Source organism: Arcticibacterium sp., assembly GCF_055134445.1.
In genome coordinates this window covers 1-20,137 of the sequence record NZ_JBSRVI010000046.1, presented here as the reverse complement: position 1 = coordinate 20,137, position 20,137 = coordinate 1, and the positions used below count along the sequence as shown (strand labels likewise).

General features: G+C 37.7%; 17 protein-coding genes. 9 read left to right on the top strand and 8 right to left on the bottom strand.

Annotated features, from left to right (window positions below):
- Nucleotides 1-659 (bottom strand): NAD-dependent epimerase/dehydratase family protein (locus ACTBZY_RS06955; protein WP_463045628.1); only part of this gene is annotated, 659 nt, incomplete at its 3' end.
- A gap of 181 nt (nt 660-840) precedes the next feature.
- Here ACTBZY_RS06955 and ACTBZY_RS06950 point away from each other — a divergent pair.
- On the top strand, nt 841-1,302 hold the full coding sequence (locus tag ACTBZY_RS06950) for an Lrp/AsnC family transcriptional regulator (protein WP_463045627.1): 462 nt from the start codon (nt 841-843) through the stop codon (nt 1,300-1,302).
- A 230-nt stretch (nt 1,303-1,532) separates the two neighbouring features.
- Nucleotides 1,533-2,762: an endo-1,4-beta-xylanase gene (locus ACTBZY_RS06945; protein ID WP_463045626.1), complete on the top strand. Its 1,230-nt coding sequence runs from the start codon at nt 1,533-1,535 to the stop codon at nt 2,760-2,762.
- A 339-nt stretch (nt 2,763-3,101) separates the two neighbouring features.
- On the opposite strand, the gene ACTBZY_RS06940 is transcribed toward ACTBZY_RS06945, so the two are convergent.
- A complete protein-coding gene (locus ACTBZY_RS06940; protein WP_463045625.1) occupies nt 3,102-4,682 on the bottom strand; it encodes an acyl-CoA carboxylase subunit beta in 1,581 nt (526 codons plus the stop codon).
- Nucleotides 4,683-4,834: 152 nt separating this feature from the next.
- Here ACTBZY_RS06940 and ACTBZY_RS06935 point away from each other — a divergent pair, with 152 nt between their 5' ends.
- The 4 genes from ACTBZY_RS06935 to ACTBZY_RS06920 are packed head-to-tail and all read left to right on the top strand — an operon-like array spanning nt 4,835 to nt 8,193.
- Nucleotides 4,835-5,980 (top strand): acyl-CoA dehydrogenase family protein, encoded by a 1,146-nt coding sequence (locus ACTBZY_RS06935; RefSeq protein ID WP_463045624.1) that lies wholly within the window; start codon nt 4,835-4,837, stop codon nt 5,978-5,980.
- A gap of 1 nt (nt 5,981) precedes the next feature.
- Nucleotides 5,982-6,827: a beta/alpha barrel domain-containing protein gene (locus ACTBZY_RS06930; protein ID WP_463045623.1), complete on the top strand. Its 846-nt coding sequence runs from the start codon at nt 5,982-5,984 to the stop codon at nt 6,825-6,827.
- A complete protein-coding gene (locus tag ACTBZY_RS06925; protein ID WP_463045622.1) occupies nt 6,820-7,578 on the top strand; it encodes an enoyl-CoA hydratase/isomerase family protein in 759 nt (252 codons plus the stop codon). The genes ACTBZY_RS06930 and ACTBZY_RS06925 overlap by 8 nt, the downstream gene beginning before the upstream one ends.
- A gap of 42 nt (nt 7,579-7,620) precedes the next feature.
- On the top strand, nt 7,621-8,193 hold the full coding sequence (locus ACTBZY_RS06920; protein ID WP_463045621.1) for a GNAT family N-acetyltransferase: 573 nt from the start codon (nt 7,621-7,623) through the stop codon (nt 8,191-8,193).
- Here the strand turns inward: ACTBZY_RS06920 and bshC are convergent.
- The gene (gene bshC / locus ACTBZY_RS06915; protein ID WP_463045620.1) at nt 8,190-9,713 is read right to left on the bottom strand and encodes a bacillithiol biosynthesis cysteine-adding enzyme BshC; all 1,524 of its coding nucleotides are present in this window, start codon (nt 9,711-9,713) and stop codon (nt 8,190-8,192) included. The genes ACTBZY_RS06920 and bshC overlap by 4 nt on opposite strands.
- Nucleotides 9,714-9,846: 133 nt before the next feature.
- Here bshC and mnmC2 point away from each other — a divergent pair, with 133 nt between their 5' ends.
- Nucleotides 9,847-10,473 carry a tRNA (5-methylaminomethyl-2-thiouridine)(34)-methyltransferase MnmC2 gene (gene mnmC2 / locus ACTBZY_RS06910; protein WP_463045619.1) on the top strand — a complete coding sequence of 209 codons (627 nt, stop codon included), beginning with the start codon at nt 9,847-9,849 and terminating at the stop codon, nt 10,471-10,473.
- On the opposite strand, the gene ACTBZY_RS06905 is transcribed toward mnmC2, so the two are convergent.
- Nucleotides 10,470-13,265 (bottom strand): WD40/YVTN/BNR-like repeat-containing protein, encoded by a 2,796-nt coding sequence (locus ACTBZY_RS06905; protein ID WP_463045618.1) that lies wholly within the window; start codon nt 13,263-13,265, stop codon nt 10,470-10,472. The two genes, mnmC2 and ACTBZY_RS06905, sit on opposite strands and share 4 nt — an antisense overlap.
- A gap of 139 nt (nt 13,266-13,404) precedes the next feature.
- Between ACTBZY_RS06905 and ACTBZY_RS06900 the strand changes: the two genes are divergently transcribed.
- Nucleotides 13,405-14,166 (top strand): (Fe-S)-binding protein, encoded by a 762-nt coding sequence (locus ACTBZY_RS06900; RefSeq protein WP_463045629.1) that lies wholly within the window; start codon nt 13,405-13,407, stop codon nt 14,164-14,166.
- A 164-nt stretch (nt 14,167-14,330) separates the two neighbouring features.
- Nucleotides 14,331-14,828, top strand: coding sequence for a hypothetical protein (locus ACTBZY_RS06895; protein ID WP_463045617.1), 498 nt, complete (start codon nt 14,331-14,333; stop codon nt 14,826-14,828).
- 51 nt (nt 14,829-14,879) lie between these two features.
- Here ACTBZY_RS06895 and prfB read toward each other — a convergent pair.
- From prfB to ACTBZY_RS06875, 4 genes are all read right to left on the bottom strand, one after another.
- Nucleotides 14,880-15,957, bottom strand: a protein-coding gene (prfB, locus tag ACTBZY_RS06890) for a peptide chain release factor 2 (RefSeq protein WP_463045616.1) whose coding sequence is annotated in 2 segments (ribosomal slippage) — nt 14,880-15,905 and nt 15,907-15,957 — 1,077 coding nt in all. Because the reading frame shifts where the segments join, the coding sequence is not laid out codon by codon here.
- A gap of 122 nt (nt 15,958-16,079) precedes the next feature.
- Complete coding sequence (atpG, locus tag ACTBZY_RS06885) at nt 16,080-16,961, bottom strand: ATP synthase F1 subunit gamma (protein ID WP_463045615.1); 882 nt, start codon at nt 16,959-16,961, stop codon at nt 16,080-16,082.
- 53 nt (nt 16,962-17,014) lie between these two features.
- Nucleotides 17,015-18,592 carry a F0F1 ATP synthase subunit alpha gene (atpA, locus tag ACTBZY_RS06880; protein ID WP_463045614.1) on the bottom strand — a complete coding sequence of 526 codons (1,578 nt, stop codon included), beginning with the start codon at nt 18,590-18,592 and terminating at the stop codon, nt 17,015-17,017.
- A gap of 238 nt (nt 18,593-18,830) precedes the next feature.
- Entirely contained in the window at nt 18,831-19,814 is a 984-nt protein-coding gene (locus tag ACTBZY_RS06875) for an NAD-dependent epimerase/dehydratase family protein (RefSeq protein WP_463045613.1), read from the bottom strand.
- Nucleotides 19,815-20,137 lie beyond the last annotated feature (323 nt).

Below are 20,137 nucleotides of genomic sequence, written 5' to 3'. Positions count from 1 at the left end.
GCCTTAATGGCGTCTTCCATAAAGATCATAGGGAGCCGAGTGTCTGATTCTAAAAAGCAATGATAAATTCCTGTGCGTATCGCTTTGTGAAAGATATCTATGGCATAATCTGTAGTGCCACCTCCGGGCATAGACTGGTAACCTACCACGCCAGGATATCGCAAAGACCTTACATCTAGTCCATAACGTTTAAAATAATACTGACACCAATTTTCGCCAGCGGCTTTGCTCATACCATAAACTGTGGTAGGATTTAAATAGCTATCCTGAGAAGTGAATTCCTTATTAACCGCAGGACCAAAAACAGCAATAGAACTTGGATAAAACACTCGGTCCAAATGGTGTACTCTGGCTACTTCAAGTACGTTTAGAAGTGCTTTCATATTAACATCCCATGTATGAAGAGGGTTATTCTCTCCATTGGCAGATAATATAGCTGCTAAATGATAAATCTGAGTAATTCCATGATTAACGATAACATGCTGAAGCTGATTATAGTTGGTAGCATCTAAAATCTCAAACGTTCCTTGATGTTGAGCTTTGTTTACGAGATCTGAGCTGATGATATTTGCCACACCAAATTTTTGTTGTAAGGCTTCAGTCATCACTGTTCCTAATTGGCCATTGGCACCGACTAACAAAATTTTGGATTTCTTCATACTGTTTTTGCCAATAGGGTTATTGACTCCGTTCTAATTACTTACAAAAGTACTATATGAAGGTATATCATGACAAATATGTTAATATATCCATTTAATTAGCTGCTATATTTGCAATAGACAGTAGTAATTACTTTTGTGCAATGGAAAATAATTAATTAGCAATAAAATTTGTGCTTAAATGGATCAGCTAGACGAAACGGATAAGATAATTCTTCGAACTTTACAGACGGATGCAAAAAAGACAGCAAAGGAAATAGCAGCTTCCTTAAAGCTTACTACCTCTCCTGTATATGACAGGATAAGAAGATTGGAAAGGCTCGGTTTTATTAAAAAATATGTCGCTATTCTTGATAAAACACTCATTAATAGATCTGTTACGTCTATTTGTCAGGTTTCTATGAGATACCATAATGAAACCTTTATAGAGCATTTTGAGCAAGAGATAAAAAAGTTGCCGGAGGTACAGCGATGTTATCACTTGGCAGGTCAGGTTGACTTTGTCTTAGAAATTCATGTGAAAAGTCTAGAGGAATACCATGATTTTGTGAAATATAAGTTGTCAAAAATCGAGAACATTGGGTCTCTTAATAGCACTTTCGTTCTGAAAGAAATAAAACAGAGTTCAGCGTTTTATATCTAGCATTGATAATTTGAGCATATTCTTCAACTACTCTTTTTAGTGGTATGTGTTAGAGGTACTTTTTGAGATATTCTTTCATTAGGTTTTGGAATAATACAGATGCTTTTAAAAATCGATTTTAAAACCTCTCTTTACAGATATTAAATAAGGAGGAAGAGGTTTTTTAGTAAGTAAGTGTAGGTTAAATTTGCGGTTGAGTTCTCTTAATATAAAGTTCAACCCATCATAAAATGAAATTCAAACTAATTGTTTTATCACTTTTCGCCTTTACAAGTCAATCCTTCGGTCAATATTCAGGAATTGAAAAAGACATAAATGCAAACCGTAAAGGCCAATTAATCATCAAAGCAAAACCAGGGGCAAAGGTTACAGTTGAGCAACTAAGCCATGAATTTTGGTTTGGAGGAGCTATCAGTAACGGTCTTGCCGGAAATAATTGGTCTGCTGAAGACAAAAAGGAATATAAAGAAAAATTTCTAATGAATTTCAATTCTGCTGTTACAGAAAATGCTGTGAAATGGGGGAGTATGGAGCGTGAGAAAGGCAAGGTAAACTATGAGACAGTAGATGGTATCTTAGAATGGGCGGATGAAAATGAGATTAGAATTCGCGGGCATAATATTTTTTGGGGCATAGAAAAGTTTGTGCAGCCTTGGCTCAAAGAAATGGATGATAAGGAGCTTGAAGCTACTTTGAAAAATAGAGCTTATGATGTAGCTGAAAGATATAAAGGTCGTTTTGTGGAATATGACCTAAACAATGAAATGGTGCATGGAAACTTCTATGAAGACAGATTAGGAGATGGCATCACCAAGAAAATGGCAGATTGGTTTCATGAAAAAGACCCTGATGCGAAGTTATGGTTAAACGATTATGATATTTTGACAGGAAAACGATTAGATGATTACATGGCACAAATCAGAAAGTTTTTGAGTCAAGGAGTACCAATAGCTGGAATAGGTGTTCAAGGGCATTTACATGCAGAAACTTTTGACAGAGCTGAATTGAAAAGGTCATTAGATTCATTGGCAATTTTTGGTTTGCCTATTAAGATTACGGAGTTTAATGTGCCAGGGCAACGCTCTAAATGGGTGGATAACAAAACGGATAAAATGACTCCAGAGCAAGAATTAGTAAAAGCACAAGAGCTGGTAGATTATTATAAAATCTGTTTTGCTCAGCCATTGGTTACAGGAATCTTACAATGGGGTTTCTGGGAAGGTTCAAACTGGATCCCAGCATCTTCTTTGTACCGAAAAGATTGGTCGCCAACACCTGCAGCGGATGCTTATCAAAACTTAATTTTTAAACAATGGTGGACTAAAACCTCTGGAGTGATGGCTAGCGATGGTCAATCTAAGATTCCTGCGTTTTATGGGAAATATAAGATTATGGTAGATGGGGTAGAAAAGGAAGTGACATTGCGTAAAGGACAGGGTAGTATAGAAGTGAAATTTTAGCATAAGAATCATTGAAATAAAACCGCTAGGGGCAGTCTGTCGCTTGGATAAAAGTTTTGTAAGATAGAATCTGACTTAACTTATTCAACCGAAGCATATTCAGAGTTAAATGAATAATTAATTTAGTAAGCATTTGTAAGAATCAAGATATGTAATAAGCTGCAACTGTAGCGATAGATGAGTTTAGAGGGGTTTGACCCCTCTAAACAAGTAACTTATATGGGCTTTTGTATGTTTTGGCTCAGTTAGGAAACCATCATGAGCTTGATTTACTTGAACATAAGTGACTTAAGGATTTCTTTAAATCTAATTCACAATAAATTTAGTTGACGCTTTTTTTTAAGTCTGTATTAGTCCCAACTTATAATCTTCTTTTATAGGAGCATGATTGGCGGCATCAATTCCTATTGAAATAATTTTTCTAGTTTCTAGTGGATCTATAACGCCATCTGTCCAAAGGCGGGCGGCGGCATAGTAAGGGCTTAATTGTTCTTCGTAATTTCTTTTGATGCTTTCCATATCGCGTCCCTCCTTATTTTTGTTAGCCTGTTCTATTTGAAACAAAGTTTCTGTGGCAGCAGCACCACTCATAACAGCCATTTGAGAACCAGGCCAAGAATATATTAGTCGAGGATCATAGGCTTTTCCACACATGGCATAATTTCCTGCACCATAGCTGTTTCCCACTATAAATGTGAATTTAGGCACAACCGAATTTGACATAGCCGTGACTAGTTTAGCTCCATCTTTAATAATGCCACCATGCTCGCTACGACTCCCAACCATAAAACCCGTAACATCTTGTAAAAATACAAGTGGGATACGTTGCTGGTTGCAGTTCATAATAAAACGAGCTGCTTTATCCGCCGAATCGCTATAGATCACGCCACCTATTTGCATTTCTTTTGCATTTCCAGGTTTATTGGCTTTGACAATCATTCGCTGATTTGCCACTATTCCTACAGACCAACCGTCAATTCTAGCCCAACCACAAAGAATAGATTTGCCGTATTCTTCTTTATATTGTTCAAAATCAGAATTGTCCACTAACCGCTCAATAACCTCAAGCATGTCGTATGGTTTAGTTTTGGTTGTGGGTAAAATGGTATAGATCTCCTTTTCGTCTTTTTGGGGTTTCACTGGTTCTTTTCTATTGAAACCAGCCTTTTCATAATGACCCATTTTATCCATAACTCTTTTAATGGCATCCAGACAGGCAGTGTCATCATCGTACATATTATCTGTTACGCCAGAAATGGCAGATTGCGTAAAAGCTCCTCCTAAAGTTTCAGAATCTACTTCTTCGCCAATGGATGATTTCACCAAATAGGGCCCTGCTAAAAAAACAGATCCTGTTCCTTTAACTATTAGGGTGTAATCAGACATAATAGGGAGATAGGCTCCTCCAGCCACACAACTACCCATAATGGCAGAAATTTGAGGAACACCCATCGCTGATAGCTTGGCGTTATTTCTAAAAACTCTTCCAAAATGCTCTTTATCAGCAAAAATATCTGATTGCAATGGAAGGTAAATGCCTGCCGAGTCTACAAGGTAAATAATGGGTAATCGGTTTTCCATTGCAATTTCCTGTGCCCTGAGGCACTTTTTGCCAGTAATAGGAAACCAAGCCCCAGCTTTTACCGTGGCATCATTACTTAAAATTACACATAGCCTACCTGAGACATAGCCCATCACACAAACGACGCCTCCATTAGGACAGCCGCCTTCTTCTTCATACATCCCGTCGCCTGCAAAAATTCCGATTTCTATATAGTCCTTATCCTTGTCTAATAGATGCTCTATTCTTTCAAAAGCGGTCATTTTACCTTTGGCTTTATGCTTCGCAATTTTTTTCAAGCCACCACCCAGTTTTATACTCGCATTTTTCTCTTTTAATTCATCCAGTAAAGAGGCCATTGTTATCATAGTTATTTCAATTTAGGCTGTTTAGTAAGTATTTACGTTTATTAGAATGAAGGCGATCCCTCATCTGGAATAAAATGAAGGTATTGATAATGAGGGAATAAATGTCTACATTTTAAACATCAACAAACACTACAATTTAAGCTATGAATATTTTAGAGACAAGTATGTCAGACTTTAACATGATAAAGGAAAGTGCTGTGGATTTTGCAAGACGTGAAATAGACCCCCACAAAATGAGATGGGACGAAGCTCAGGAGTTTCCAATAGAAGTTTTTAAGAGAATGGGTGCTTTGGGCTTTATGGGGATTTTAGTACCTGAAAGTTACGGCGGATCTGGTTTAGGTTATCAGGAATATATCACCATCATAGATGAGATATCTCAGGTCTGTGGAGGTATTGGTCTTTCTTTGGCAGCTCATAATTCTTTATGTACGAATCATATTTTGAGTTTCGCTAACGAAGAACAAAAATTACGTTACCTGCCAAAGTTAGCTTCTGGCGAATGGATAGGGGCTTGGGGTCTAACAGAAACTGGCTCGGGCTCGGATGCTGGCGGGATGGAAACCACCGCGGTAAAACAAGGAGATTATTATATCATAAATGGTTCGAAAAACTTTATCACACATGCTATTTCTGGCGATGTAACGGTGCTAATGTTAAAAACGGGTAATGCAGGAGGTAGCCATGACATGAGTGCATTTATCATAGAAAAAGGAACACCTGGTTTTACTTCTGGCAAAAAAGAGGATAAACTCGGTATGCGTGCTTCTGAAACCGCTGGTTTATTTTTGGAAAATTGTAAGGTACATAAATCACAAATGATAGGAGAGGAAGGCGAAGGCTTTATTCAAGCTCTTAAGCTTTTGGAGGGAGGCCGCATATCTATTGGAGCACTATCTTTAGGCATTGCGAAAGGGGCATTCAAAAGTGCTTTGGCTTATACTCAAGAGCGAAAACAGTTTAATAAACGCATTTCCGATTTTCAAGCGGTAAGGTTTGATTTGGCTGAAATGGCTACTGAAATTGAAGCATCGGAGCTGTTGATTAGAAATGCGGCAAAGCTTAAAATGGAGGGGAAAAACACTTCAAAAAAATCTGCTATGGCTAAACTTTATGCCTCAGAAACTGCGGTAAAGGTTTGCACCAAAGCCTTGCAGCTTTTTGGAGGTTATGGTTATTCCAAAGAATACCCCGTGGAAAAATACTATAGAGATGCCATGTTATGTACCATTGGCGAAGGAACCTCTAATATTCAAAAAATAGTCATTGCTAAAGAGTTGTTAGGTTAAAATGAAAAGCGAAATACAAATAACAGATTGTCCGAGAGATGCTATTCAGGGTATTAAACGCATGATTCCCGCCGAAGTCAAAGCGGAATATATCCAAGAAGCCCTAGATTCTGGGCTTTTTCATTCGGTAGACTTTGGGAGTTTTGTTTCGCATAAGGCAGTGCCTCAAATGTCGGATACCGAGCAAGTGCTAAAAAGGCTTCAAAAGCCTAATGGTAAAACGCAATTGCTAGCGATTATTGCAAACGAACGCGGTGCTGAACAGGCGTCTCAATTTGAAAAGATAGATATATTAGGTTTTCCTTTTTCGGTGTCGGAAGAATTTCAGCTTCGCAACACAGGTGCAAGTAGAGAGGAGGCTGTGCAAAGAATCTCTGCCATTCAGGAGATTGCCAAAAAAGGGGGACAGAAAGTAAGAGTGTATATGTCAATGGCTTTTGGTAATCCTTATAAAGAAATTTGGAATGTGGAAGAGGTTGTTTTTTGGGCAAACCAATTGACAAAGCTGGGCATTGATTCCATGGCACTATCGGATACTGTAGGTGTGGCAGATGTGAAGTCTATAAGCGAATTATTCCTACAACTAAATTCTAAATTCCCTAAAACGGAATGGTCGGCTCATTTGCATGCAGCCCCTGGTAAGTGGAGAGAGAAGGTTTTTGCAGCACATAAAGTAGGATGCGAGCATTTTGATGGAGCATTTTTAGGGTATGGGGGCTGTCCGATGGCCAAAGACGAATTGGTAGGCAATATTCCAACAGAAGAATTACTTCAATGGAGGGGGGAGGAATATGATAAGATTGCTAAATTGAAAACGGCTTTTCAAAAAATGATCGCTCATGCCTGATTACTTTCAAAACACAGATGATTATAAAATTGTAGGCTACACTCACCTTCTGGTTAAAAAGAAAGGTACAAGGCTCTTTGTTACGCTAAATAGACCCGAAAAAAGGAATGCTTTTACGCCCTTGCTGATTAATGAATTGGCTTATGTCATGCAAGGAGTTAACCATGATGAAAATATAAATTCGGTTATTATTAAAGCAAATGGTCCTGTTTTCTGTGCAGGAATGGATTTGAAAATCTTCCATGGCGATAGCCAAGAATTAATACCAGAAAAATTTCAAGCCAATGGACTCACCATGGCCATGGCTCTTAGACAACTTAACAAACCTTTGCTTGGTGTGGTAGAAGGGCCGGTAATTGCGGGTGGTTTTTTAATCATCAATGAATGTACTATGGTGATAGCTACGGAAAATGTTTGGTTTCGTCTGCCGGAAATAGAAATTGGTCTTTTCCCATTTCAAGTAATGGAAAGACTTTCTGAAATTGTGGGAGAAAGAACAGCGTTGGAATGGGCTTTGACGGGGCGGAAGATTTCTGCTGCTGAGGCTCTAAAGGCTGGGTTGGTCAATAGAATTTTTAAAGAGGGAGATGTACAAATGCCAATGGATGGGTTGCTTGGTTTAATAGATAAAGCCAATGTTAACTTATTATTTTCAGCAATAGGCACACTTAAAAAAATGAAATCTACCAAAGAAGAAGACAAATCAAAGCTATTGAAATCTGTTTTGGAGCAATTTTCGAACAAGAAATGAGGGAATTTATTCCTATATAGTGAAATCAGGTTGAATAAAAGAATGCATCAGGTAATCATAACAAAAGCCAAATCAGACGAAGAATTAAATGGAATACTGGCACTTCAGTCGGCCAACTTACGTAAAAATCTGAGCCATGAGGAAATGCAAACACAGGGTTTTGTGACCTTGGAGTATGATTTCGATTTCTTAAAGATCATGCCAGCAGGTCACCATCACATCATAGCTAAAGATGGACATAAGGTTGTCGGTTATGTTTTATTGATGGATAGGTCTACCAATCATCTAATGAAAGAGGGAGCTGGCATTTTTCCAATTTTCCATGAAACTATGTATAAAGGACATCGTTTGGGTGACGCCAATTACGTTTCCGTTGGCCAAGTTTGTGTTGATAAAGACTATGCAGGGCAGGGTTTAATGCGTAGGCTTTATAATTATTATAGAGATGCCTACCGTGGTGTTTACGATTTAGCGATGACGGATGTTTCTAGCCGGAACGCTCGTTCTTTAAATGCTCACATAAAAACAGGCTTTGAGATAGTTAAAACCTTTGATGAACCTGATGCAGGTGAGCCATGGGAGATTATTGTTTGGGATTGGCGAGGAGAAAATTAAACAGCAATCACATTAAACCGATAATCCAAAGGGTCAAAACCTTCCAAAAGAGTCTCAATAAGCCCATTCTCTTCTGTATAGAAATTTAGCATATTGTCTTTTCTTTCTTGAAGTCCAGCTCCAGGACATAAATGTTCTCTTAGCTTTTCTATCTTAGACATCGCCTCTGAGAAGTTCCTTTTCTCGGTGCGAATCAACTTTTTCTCAAGGGTATTCAACAAAGCCACGCTTTTAACTTTAAAAGCTTCTGAAGTTCTGGCCAATGTAATGTCAATACTATTTGCTTTAGCAATAATGCCAGCGTACATCTTTTCTAGTTCGGCTAGTTCCTCAGTTAATTCAAGCTCTTTGTCCGAGTGACTTTTTACATATGTAGCTTTTAAAGAATCCGTGGTTTTGAAAATGTCTGCGATACCAAATCCTAGCTTTTCTAAAGACTTACTACTTTTTTCATCCAGTAGTAGTCCAAAGTTTCTTGGAATTAAAGCAGGGAATGCTTCTTTGTAAAATTCAAAGACAGGCATTAATTGTAACCAATATGGAACTTCAGAAGGACCTCCGATATAAGCAAGGTTCGGCAGAATCCACTCTTCATATAATGGGCGGAGGACTACATTAGGGCTTAATTTTTCAGGTTCGTTCTCTATGATGGAAAGAATTTCTTCTTCCGTAAAGTTGATTTCCGTGTTTAACACTTCAAATCCTTCGTTGGTTTTAACAATTCTTTCTCTTAAACCATCTTCTAGGTAGAAGAAGTTGATTTCTCTTGGGCTTATTTGAGTTTTATAACCAAGTGCCTCTATGTCAGCAGTTCTTTTATTGACTAATTCGAAAGCAGAATTATTAAGAATGTCATCTTTCATAACAGTGGCAAACTCAGATTTTAACACGCGTGAGTCTGCGTCCAAGGTGATTAAATCATATTCCCCGAAAAGATGATGCATGTATTGACGTACCGCATCGCCTAAATTTGTACTGTTTTGATAAGCTTCCTTGAAGAATTTTGCACCTTTTCCTAATTGACCGGCAAGTTCAGGAAGACCATCGGGGGTCATTCTACCCACCGCACCCGTTTGTGAGGTTGTCCATTTTCTTTTTTCTCCAAAGGCTCTGCAAACCTGAATTTCTTCTAAATCATGGTCTTCTGTAGCCATCCAATATAGGGGAACAAAATTGCAATTAGGGTATGCTTCTTTTAGTTTTTTAGCCAAGTTAATGACCGTAACTATCTTAAATATAATGTATAATGGTCCTGTAAATATGTTGAGCTGATGACCCGTGGTGACGGTGTATGTGTTCGGTTCTAATAGGACATCAATATTCGGCTTGCTTTCAAGGTGAGCGTATTGCTTATGTAGTTCAGAAACTAAATTCTGCCTTTTTTGACTATCAAAACTTTTGTTTGCAATTAACTTCTTGAAATTGTCAATCTCAGGATATTGATTGTAAAAAGGTTTTAATGACTCTTCTTTATTGATATAGTCTAGAAATAGTTGCGAAAATGCTCCTATTTTCTCCAAAGGTAATTTTTGACAGCCTGGTTCCACGTAATAGCTTTTGATTGGATTGTAAACGATTCAATTTAGCTAAGGGTTCGCAGAAATCCTTGCTTGTTGCATAAGGTTTGTAATTTTGCACATTAAATACCAATAAATGATTAAGCTAACGGCAGACGGAACTACCACCATTTACAGCGAATATTTCAATCAATATTATCATTCGCTATTCGGAGCGAGGCTTGAAGCTGAAAAAGTGTTTATTGAATTAGGTTTAGAGTATGCTTTAGAGAAGTTTGAGGAGGTCGACATCCTTGAGATGGGATTTGGAACAGGTTTCAACGCTTTATTAACTTCTGAGAAAGCAGAAGAGTTTAAGAGAAATGTCAGTTATACGGCGTTGGAGGCATATCCTGTAGAGGAAAAACTGCTAAAAGACTTGAATTTTAACATTCAAAGCCTTCAAAGGATGGCTTGGGAGATGCCATCAAAGGTCAATCTGTTTTTCAATTTTATAAAACATAAGGTTGAATTGGAGACTTTTGTGACGACCTCAAAGTTCAATTTAGTTTATTATGATGCTTTTGCTCCATCTTCACAACCAGAACTTTGGACTGAGGAGATATTTCAAAAGGTAGCAGATATGATGATCAAGGATGGAGTTTTGGTTACCTATTGTTCTAAAAGTTATGTTCAACGAAACCTTAGAGCAGCTGGTTTTACGGTAGAAAAGCACCAAGGGCCACCAAGAAAACGTGAGGTGCTTCGTGCGATTAAAAACTAATTGGGACAGTAGAATATTTCGGCAATTAAATTTCCTTTAGAAATAGTGGATTCAAAACCAGGTTGAAATATGATAGATTTACCACCTTTAAGGCTTACTTCGAAGTTGTCACTTTCCAGAATCACTTTCGAACTTATTTCGATACTTTCAAGTGCCTTATACTGGAGATAGCTATTTTCAAGTTGTTGGCTTAGAGATAGGTTTTCAGGGGCAAGGTTTATGTTTATTTTTGCACTACCTCCATCTTTACAATAAGTAGTGAGTTCATAATTAGGTGAATTAATATTAAAAGTTATGGGGTTACCATTCATGTTATTTGACCATAGGTATTGTCCGCTTGGGCAACCATTAGCGTTTATTGTAAAGTCTTCATTTGGACATACATTAAGTTCTTTCTCCTTTATGGTAATATTAGGACATGATGATTTTTCTACAATATGTAAAGATTGACTTGCTGGGCTTTTGCAGCCATTTTCTGTACAGGTGCTAAAATAAGTTCCTCCTTGTGAAATTGAAAGTTCAGTTCCTTCGAAATTAGTATTCCACTTGGTTGTACCATTGCAGCCGGTGCTTATAAGTTTTAAACTTTCGTTTGGACAGAGAACAGTAGAAAATGACTTCAATGAGGTTTTGGGTGTATTTTGTATTATGACTTTGTTGGATTCAGTGTATTTTGTAATTAATGGTCCATACTTTAATATGGTGTTTGTATAATATACTGCTAATGGTTTATTATTCAAGAGTTTAAAGGTTGAAATTTCGGGGATGGGTAAAGTCTGTCTTGTCCATGAAGAGCCGCCATTATTGGTAAAATAAAGGTAGTTGTAAATTTTAGCATAACCGTTCCACTCATCAATAAATTCGATATCACTTATTTTTATATAGGTGTCGCGTAGTACCCAGTTGTGACCAGCGTCATTGGAATAGATTAAGGAATTCTCGAAGACGATCCATACCTTGAATCGGTCTTTGTAATGAATTTTTATCGCCTGGCCATAGGAGAGAGAAGGTAAAGTTGCCCAATGGAGGCCGGCATCATTTGTTCTGTAGACTTCACCATTATAAGACGTGAGTAAGCCTTCTTGTGGGTTGGTAAATTCAATGTCTGAAAATGAAGGTGGGGTGTAGCTGTCACCAAGTTTTATTTTATCCCAGTTGAAGCCCGCATTGGTAGTTTTAAATAGAATTCCATTTGAACCAATAAAGAAACCGACATTTGAAGTTAGGAAATGTATTTTTTTTATGTTGCTTTTTTCAGGAAGCGTGAAGTTTTTGACTATTGTCCAACTTTGGCCTCCATTATTTGATTTTTGTAATTGTTTATTCTGGGATATCCATTTAGTGGAGAATTTGACATCCATAGATGTGATTTGTTCAGTTAACTCAGTCCATTCAAAGGAGTTACCTTGGTTGAGGGTATGTCCGATTTGGTTGGAAGTTATGGCCCATCCTGTATCGGCTTTAAAAGAAATTGTATTTATGATGGGTGGAGTGTCAAAGTTAGTTTCATGGAGCCAAGATTGAGCGGCGTCATGAGTTATCTGTGTTCTGCCTTTAACACCAACAAGGATACCGTGAGAGTTATTAAAAAATGACATGCCTAATAAGCCAAGTTTATGTGGTGTTGATGTCCAGGTGTTTCCTGCATCGAGCGTTGTGTATATTGTGCCACTTTTTGCTATATAGCCCTCATTACTATTAATGAAAATAGTTTTAGCAAAATAATCGGATTCTATTCCAGCCATTTCCTGCCAGGTTTGTCCTCCGTTAGTTGACTTGTAGGCCTTAAAGTTACTTCTTAGAATGTAGCCAGTATCTGGTGATGTAAAGAAAATGTTATTAATACTAGAATGAAAATCTTGAAAACTGGTAAACCAATTTTCTCCGCCATCTACAGTTTTTAGAATTGTTCCGAATTGACCAGAAATCCATCCATTGTTTTCATCTGAAAAATGTATAGAGTTGAGGTTAATATAATCGCCATGGCTTTTATGTCTTTGGAGAATCCAGGAAAAGCCACCGTCTAAGGTTTTATAAATTGTTTCTTGGCCGCCGATAATAAAACCAGTAGATTCATTTGTAAAGTGCATTCTATCTAATGAAAATTGTACTGTACCAACAGCGATTTCTTGCCAGTTTTCTCCGGAATCATTTGTTCGTAATATATAATTTTGTGAATCTTTAAAAGCTAAAGCGAAACCTAAAGTGTCACTGAGGAAGAAGAGGTCATAAAATGATAGGGAAAACTCCTTAACTATCCAGCTGGCTCCGCCATCACGTGATATCTTCATTGCCCCACCTTTATCTGCCATATATATGTCGGTTTCACTAGTCATTTGAATGGCCTGTATATCATGAAAATATTGTTTGTCGGAGACCCAGTTCCATCCTTCGTAAGGGCTTGTTTTGTAGGGTATTACAGAATAGGTTCCCGTTTGAGGTGGATTGTATGTTATTCCGGAATGATTGAATGGTAGGCCGTCTTTCAACCACTCCAGTTGGAGTTCGTTTGGATATTCAGACGCGACTAATTGGGGGTTTTCATTAAAACAGGTAGAACCAGTGGAGGTTTTGAGAAAAGGAGAAAAGCTGGAATAGTTGTTAAGGTTTGAGCTATTTAGGTGAGCTGGAGTACTAAATCGTGATGTGTCTTTTTTAGAAACCGGCTTTAGGCGATGTACTAAATTATAACGTACAGAATTATTGTTATTACTAGAAGGGCCAAATTGAAATGTTGAAATTAGTCCAGACAGAAAGAGGGTGAATGTTGTTGCAATAAGAAGAAGTGGCATTAAGACTTTTTTTGTTAAAATTAGCGAGACTTTTCTAAATGTTCAAAAGGCTTGCATTTGTTATGCAAGCATACTAATTTTGACTACAAGTTAATTTATTAAAACTATGACAGAAGAACTGACTTTTAAAGTGACTAGTATGGCAGAACTTTCAGCGGCGGGTAAAGAACCTGAAATACTTTTTTGGGTAGGTTGTGCTGGTTCTTTTGATGATAGATATAAGAAGGTGACCGTGGCTTTTGCAAAAATTTTGAATAAGATTGGTGTTGATTTTGCCGTTTTAGGAACAGAGGAGGCTTGTACAGGCGATCCAGCTAGAAGGGCAGGGAATGAATTTAGTTTTCAGATGCTTGCCATGCAAAATATTGAAGTTCTAAACGGTTATGGTATTAAGAAGATTGTAACTGCTTGTCCCCACTGTTTTAATACACTTAAAAATGAATACCCAGAGTTAGGTGGAAACTATGATGTAATTCATCATTCACAATTTCTACAGCAACTATTAGACGATGGTAGACTGGTAGTGAAGGGGGGAGCCTTTAAAGGGGAAAAAATAACTTTTCATGACAGTTGTTATCTTGGTAGAGCAAATGATGTTTATGAGGCTCCAAGAGAATTGATAAAGGCATTAGATGCTGAGTTGATAGAAATGAAGCGTTGCCGCTCAAAGGGTTTATGCTGTGGAGCCGGAGGAGGTCAAATGTTTAAAGAACCTGAAGCTGGAAAGATGGATGTCAATATAGAGCGAATTGAAGAAGCTTTGGAAACGGGTGCAAAAACCATTGCGGTTGGTTGTCCTTTTTGTATGACCATGATGTCTGACGGAGTAAAGAATAAAGAAAGGGAGCATGAGGTTAAAGTTTTTGATTTGGCAGAACTACTATTGACGCAGATGTCGTAAGGATGATGTGAAATCGGAGGTTTCTCATATAATTAATTTAAGATTAGGATGGATATACTTGATCTTATCCACATAGTCCAACTAATTACTAAAATATAGCTTCCTTAAAGAATGAAAATGCAAATTGTTGCGTTTATCTGTCACTAAGCTAAACTGTAGAATTTATGTATCAAGATTTTGATAAGATGCCTGCACAATCCAGAATATGGATTTATCAGGCAGACAGGAAATTAAGTGCGAAAGAGGAAAATATTTCAGCCTATTTTGTGAAAAATGCGATTGAGGAGTGGGCAGCACACGGTGCATCTTTGCTAGCTTCTGTCGCGGTTTTACATGCAAGATTTGTTGTAATAGCTTTGGACGAAACGCAAAATGCGGCGAGTGGTTGTTCTATAGACACAACAACCAGATGGCTAAAACTATTGGGAGAAGAACTAAGTATAGATTTTTTCGATAGGTCTATTGCTTTTGAAGATGGAAAGGAAATAAAAGCCTTCCCTGTCTTTAAAGCGAAGTCTACCATAGAAGCCGGGGTAATATCTTCAGATACTATCGTCTTTAATAATAGTATTCTTAGCCTTCAGGAATTAAAATCCAATTGGAAAATTGAGGCTATTAAATATCCTTTTTTAAATAGATTCTTTAAGAAAGAAGTCGCGTAAATATTCATTAAACTCCCTTTAGATAAATGTTTTGCTAAAGGGAGTTTTCTTTTAGTCCATCATTAAGTAGGACTTTATAAAGCCGTCTAATCCACCATCCATTACACTCTGTATATCTGATGTTTCGTGACCAGTTCTAGCGTCTTTAACTAGCTTATAGGGGTGGAATACATAATTCCTGATTTGAGAACCCCATTCTATGTTTTTCTTAGAAGCTTCAATATCGGCTCGGGCGGCATTTCGCTTTTCCAATTCAAGCTGATACAATCTTGACCTAAGCATATTCATGGCATGTTCTTTATTGGCCAATTGACTTCGCTCAATTTGGCAAACTATAACAATACCAGAAGGTTTATGCGTCAGTTGCACTTTGGTTTCTACCTTATTTACATTTTGTCCACCTGCTCCGCCAGATCTGGAAGTTTGAATTTCTATATCGGCAGGTTTTATTTCCACTTGTATGGTATCATCCACCAATGGATAGGCGTATACAGAAGCAAAAGAAGTATGTCTTCTGGCGTTACTATCAAAAGGGGAAATCCTTACTAATCGGTGAACGCCATTTTCAGATTTAAGATATCCATATGCCTGTGGACCATCAATCTGCATAGAAGCAGATTTAATACCAGCCCCGTCTCCATCAGTCCAGTCTATCTGTGTTACCTTGTAGCCGTTCTTTTGAGCCCACATGAGATACATTCTGTATAGCATACTGGCCCAATCTTGGCTTTCGGTTCCACCAGCACCAGAGTTTATCTCTATAATGGCAGAAAACTGATCTTCTTCACTGGAAAGCATTTTCTTGAGTTCTAATTCCTCAATGATGTCTGCCGTTTTTAGGGCTTCCGAATCAATCTCGTCTTCTTCAATTTCACCCATTTCATGAAATTCATAAAGTGTCTCTAAATCACTGATGCTGGTCTCCATTTTTTCGTAGGATTCCGTCCAGTTCTTTAACGTTTGAATTTCTTTCATAACAGCTTGAGCATGCTCAGAATCATTCCAGAATTCTGGTTGTGCTTGCTGATTTTCTAAATCTCCTAGTTTAACTACCCTATTATCGTAGTCAAAGATACCCCCTCAAAGCCGTCACCCTGGCTCTCAAACCTTTCAACGCGTCTGTTGTCATGATTTCCTTTTGGTTAATAAATAATTTAAAGTTTACAAAGGTACTTCTAGTGACCCTTGTCTAAAAACTAAAAACCATGGCTAAGCCACGGTTTTAGTTTAAATATTAATATAGTAGTTTGCTTAACTATCCTTTAGAGCTTCTGCTCCACCTACGATCTCTAAAATTTCTTTCGTAATGGCAGCTTGTCTCGTTCTGTTATAAACTACTTTCAAGTCTTTTAGAAGGTCACCACCATTTTCAGTGGCCTTATCCATAGAAGACATTCTAGCACCATGCTCAGAAGCATTTGAATCTAATACAGCCTTATAAAGTTGCATCTTGATGGCTTTTGGCATTAACTCCAGAATGATTTCTTCTTCAGAAGGCTCAAAAATGTAATCAACATTACTTGCAGCACTTTGTTCTACTTCGTTTACCAACGGTAGCATTTGTTCTGTTCTGATAATCTGAGTGGCTACGTTCTTAAATTCGTTAAAGATCAATATAACTTCATCATAAACACCAGCTTCAAAACCTTCCATCGCCTCTTCTGCCGCTGCCCTTGCTTCTGTAAAGCTAAGTTTAGTAAAGATATCGGAGTGATTTGAGTTTACATTAAAACCTAGCCTTTTAAAAGAATCTAGAGCTTTCTTTCCCAGAGCCTTAATGGTAACGTTTCCTGCAGCATGTTGAGCAGAATACTTATCCTTTATCAGAGCATTTGTGGCTTTGATAATATTGGTATTAAAAGCACCACAAAGTCCTCTGTCTGAAGTTACAGGAATTAGCAAAACCTTTTCTACCTGTCTTACTTTGGTATATGGGCTCTGGTTACCTGCTTCAGTATTGGAAGATACCGTTGCTATGAGCTGATTAAGCTTATTAGCATAAGGACGCATTTGTATAATAGCATCCTGAGCTCTACGAAGCTTTGCTGCCGCCACCATTTTCATGGCTTTGGTGATCTGCATAGTAGAGTTTACCGACGTAATCCTATTTCTTACTTCTTTTAATGAAGCCATTTTTTAATAATTCAAAATTGTTCCCTCCTTAGCAAAAGGAGGGATAAACTAAATTAAGCAAATTTCTGAGCTAAGCCTTTCCCCTCAGTAATAATCCACTCTGTAATTTCATTTTCTAATTTACCGGCAGCAAGTGTTGCTAAATACTCCGGCTTGCTAGCTCTCATTAAGGAAAGAAATTGTCCTTCAAATTCCTTAACTCTTTCTACAGGAACTTTATCCATCATTCCATTAATGGAACCATAGATCATCGCAATCTGCTCACCTACTGGAGATGGTTGAAACTGTCCTTGCTTAAGGATTTCTTGGTTTCTTCTACCTCTGTCAATAACCAATTTGGTTGCAGCATCTAAGTCAGATCCAAATTTAGCAAATGCTTCAAGTTCACGGAATTGAGCTTGGTCGAGCTTAAGTGTACCAGAAACTTTCTTCATTGATTTAACCTGAGCATTACCACCTACACGAGATACTGAGATACCTACGTTAATGGCTGGTCTAATTCCCGCGTTAAATAAGTTAGACTCCAAGAATATCTGACCATCGGTAATAGAAATTACGTTAGTTGGGATATACGCAGAAACGTCACCAGCTTGAGTTTCAATAATAGGAAGAGCAGTTAATGAACCACCGCCTTTTACTTTTCCTTGCAATGAAGGAGGAAGGTCATTCATTTGTTGAGCTATCTCATCCGAAGAGTTGATTTTTGCAGCTCTTTCCAATAATCTTGAGTGAAGATAGAATACATCACCAGGATATGCTTCACGTCCTGGAGGACGACGAAGTAAAAGAGAAACCTCACGATAAGCAACTGCTTGCTTAGAAAGGTCATCATATACTACCAATGCAGGTCTTCCTGTATCTCTAAAATATTCTCCTATGGCTGCACCTGTAAATGGAGCAAAATATTGCATTGCAGAAGGGTCAGAAGCACTTGCTGCTACAATTACAGTGTAATCCATAGCACCGTATCTTCTCAAAGTTTGCTCTACAGCTTTAACAGTAGATGCTTTTTGACCACAGGCTACATATATACAGAATACAGGCTCACCCTTATCGTAAAATTCTTTTTGATTGATAATTGTATCAATACAAACGGCAGTTTTACCCGTTTGTCTATCACCAATAACAAGCTCTCTTTGACCACGACCAATCGGAATCATTGCGTCAATAGCTTTAATGCCAGTTTGAAGAGGCTCAGTTACAGGCTCTCTATAAATAACACCAGGAGCTTTACGCTCTAATGGCATCTCAAAAGTTTCGCCTTGAATAGGGCCATTGCCGTCTATAGGCTCGGCTAGTGTATTAACTACACGACCAATGATGCCTTCTCCTACTTTAATAGAGGCAATTTCACCAGTACGTTTAACAGTAGCACCTTCTTTAATACCAGCGGCATCACCAAGTAGTACTGTTCCTACATTGTCTTCCTCTAGGTTAAGAGCTAAAGCTTTTAAGCCGTTTTCAAATGCAAGTAATTCACCTGCTTGAACGTTTGATAAACCGTAAATACGAGCTACACCGTCACCGATTTGTAATACCGTACCTACTTCTTCCAATTCTGCTTCGGTTTTTGCCCCTGCAAGTTGCTCACGCAAAATGGCCGAAACTTCGTCTGGTCTAACTGATGCCATGTTTATTTAAAATATGTTTTTTGCCTTTGATAAAACCTGAAAAGTACGCTGAGGACTCCGTATATTGATAGATTATCGGCGTTTTTCAGGCTGCGAAATAACTAAGAAAATTTCATAATTCCCATATAAATGCAAAAAAAGGATACCATTTCTTGCATTATTCGGAGAAAATGGGCTGAAATTGCCAAGGAATATCTTTCATTTTCAATAATAGTTTTAGCTTCATATATAGGAGGTATTATTCCTTTTGAGATAAATAATCGGTCACACGCCTTATGGAGTCATCCAAGGGTTGAAATTCCATATTTAGTGCTTTCTTGATCTTTAAATTGCTATAATATAGATTGCTTCTTGCTGAAAGGGCGGTTTCTTGAGTGATAAGTGGTTTTGAACCGAATAGAAAAGATCGTATTCGCTCTGCTCTCCATAGTATAGCGATCATGCCTTTCTCTAATTTGATATTTGGGACGGGTTTTTTCATTTGAATAGCTATTTTTTCAAAAAAGGTCTTGTAGCTTACCTTACCCCCATTAAGTATGTATCGTTGCCCTGACAGTTCGCTCTTCATTAATGCAATTAAGGCGTACGCGACATCTTGTACATCTACATAATTAATAAAGCCATTAGAATAGAATTTGTTTTTCTTACGCACATAGTTGAAAAGTTGCGTGCTACTCTGTGACCATTCGCCTTCACCAAGTATAACAGAGGGATTAATAATGACGGTATGTAGGCCTTCTGCTTGAGCACGCCAAACCTCGAGTTCTCCTAGGTATTTACTTTGTGCATATATAGAGTTGAGAGGGGAGTCTTGCCATTTATGAGATTCATCAATACTTACCTCTTCAATAGCATCAATGACTTTCTCTGGTTTTCCTAAGGAGGCCACTGAGCTGACATGTATTAATTTGCTTACGGAAGAATCAAGACAACTATTAACAATGTTAGCAGTTCCTTCAATATTGGTTTGAAATAGTTTCCCCTTGTCTTTTTTATGAAAGGACACCAAGGCGGCTGAATGAATGACAATGTCAATATTTGCAAGAGCCCTATTAATGGAGGGTACATCTAGTATGTCCCCTTCTATTTGTTCTATATGATCTGGGAGTTCACTGCTTATTTTTCTAACGAGACATCTTATGGTATATTCCTTTTGAAAAGAAAGCTGTCTGCAAATCTCTTTACCTAACAATCCTGTTCCACCTGTTATTAAAATATTCATTATACTTATATATATAGCGAGCATGTTTATGGTAACAAAACTACTACCAAATTTGATATGTATGTAATTTGGTAGTAGTTAAAGGATATGTTGGTATGACTATATAAAGAACAATTATACCTATTTTATTGGCCTGTTTTGTAATAGGTTGATAAAGAGGTTTTTCTTTTTTAGGCTTATATTTAGTTGAAAGTTTTTCTTGCGAGTCCGGAAAATATAGTTGTATCTTTGCAATCCCAAAACGGAGAATCGTTACGGGTTTAGTTCTAAGCGAAGATGGTGATTGAGGGAGGGAAAAAGAAAAGTAAAAAAAATATCAAATT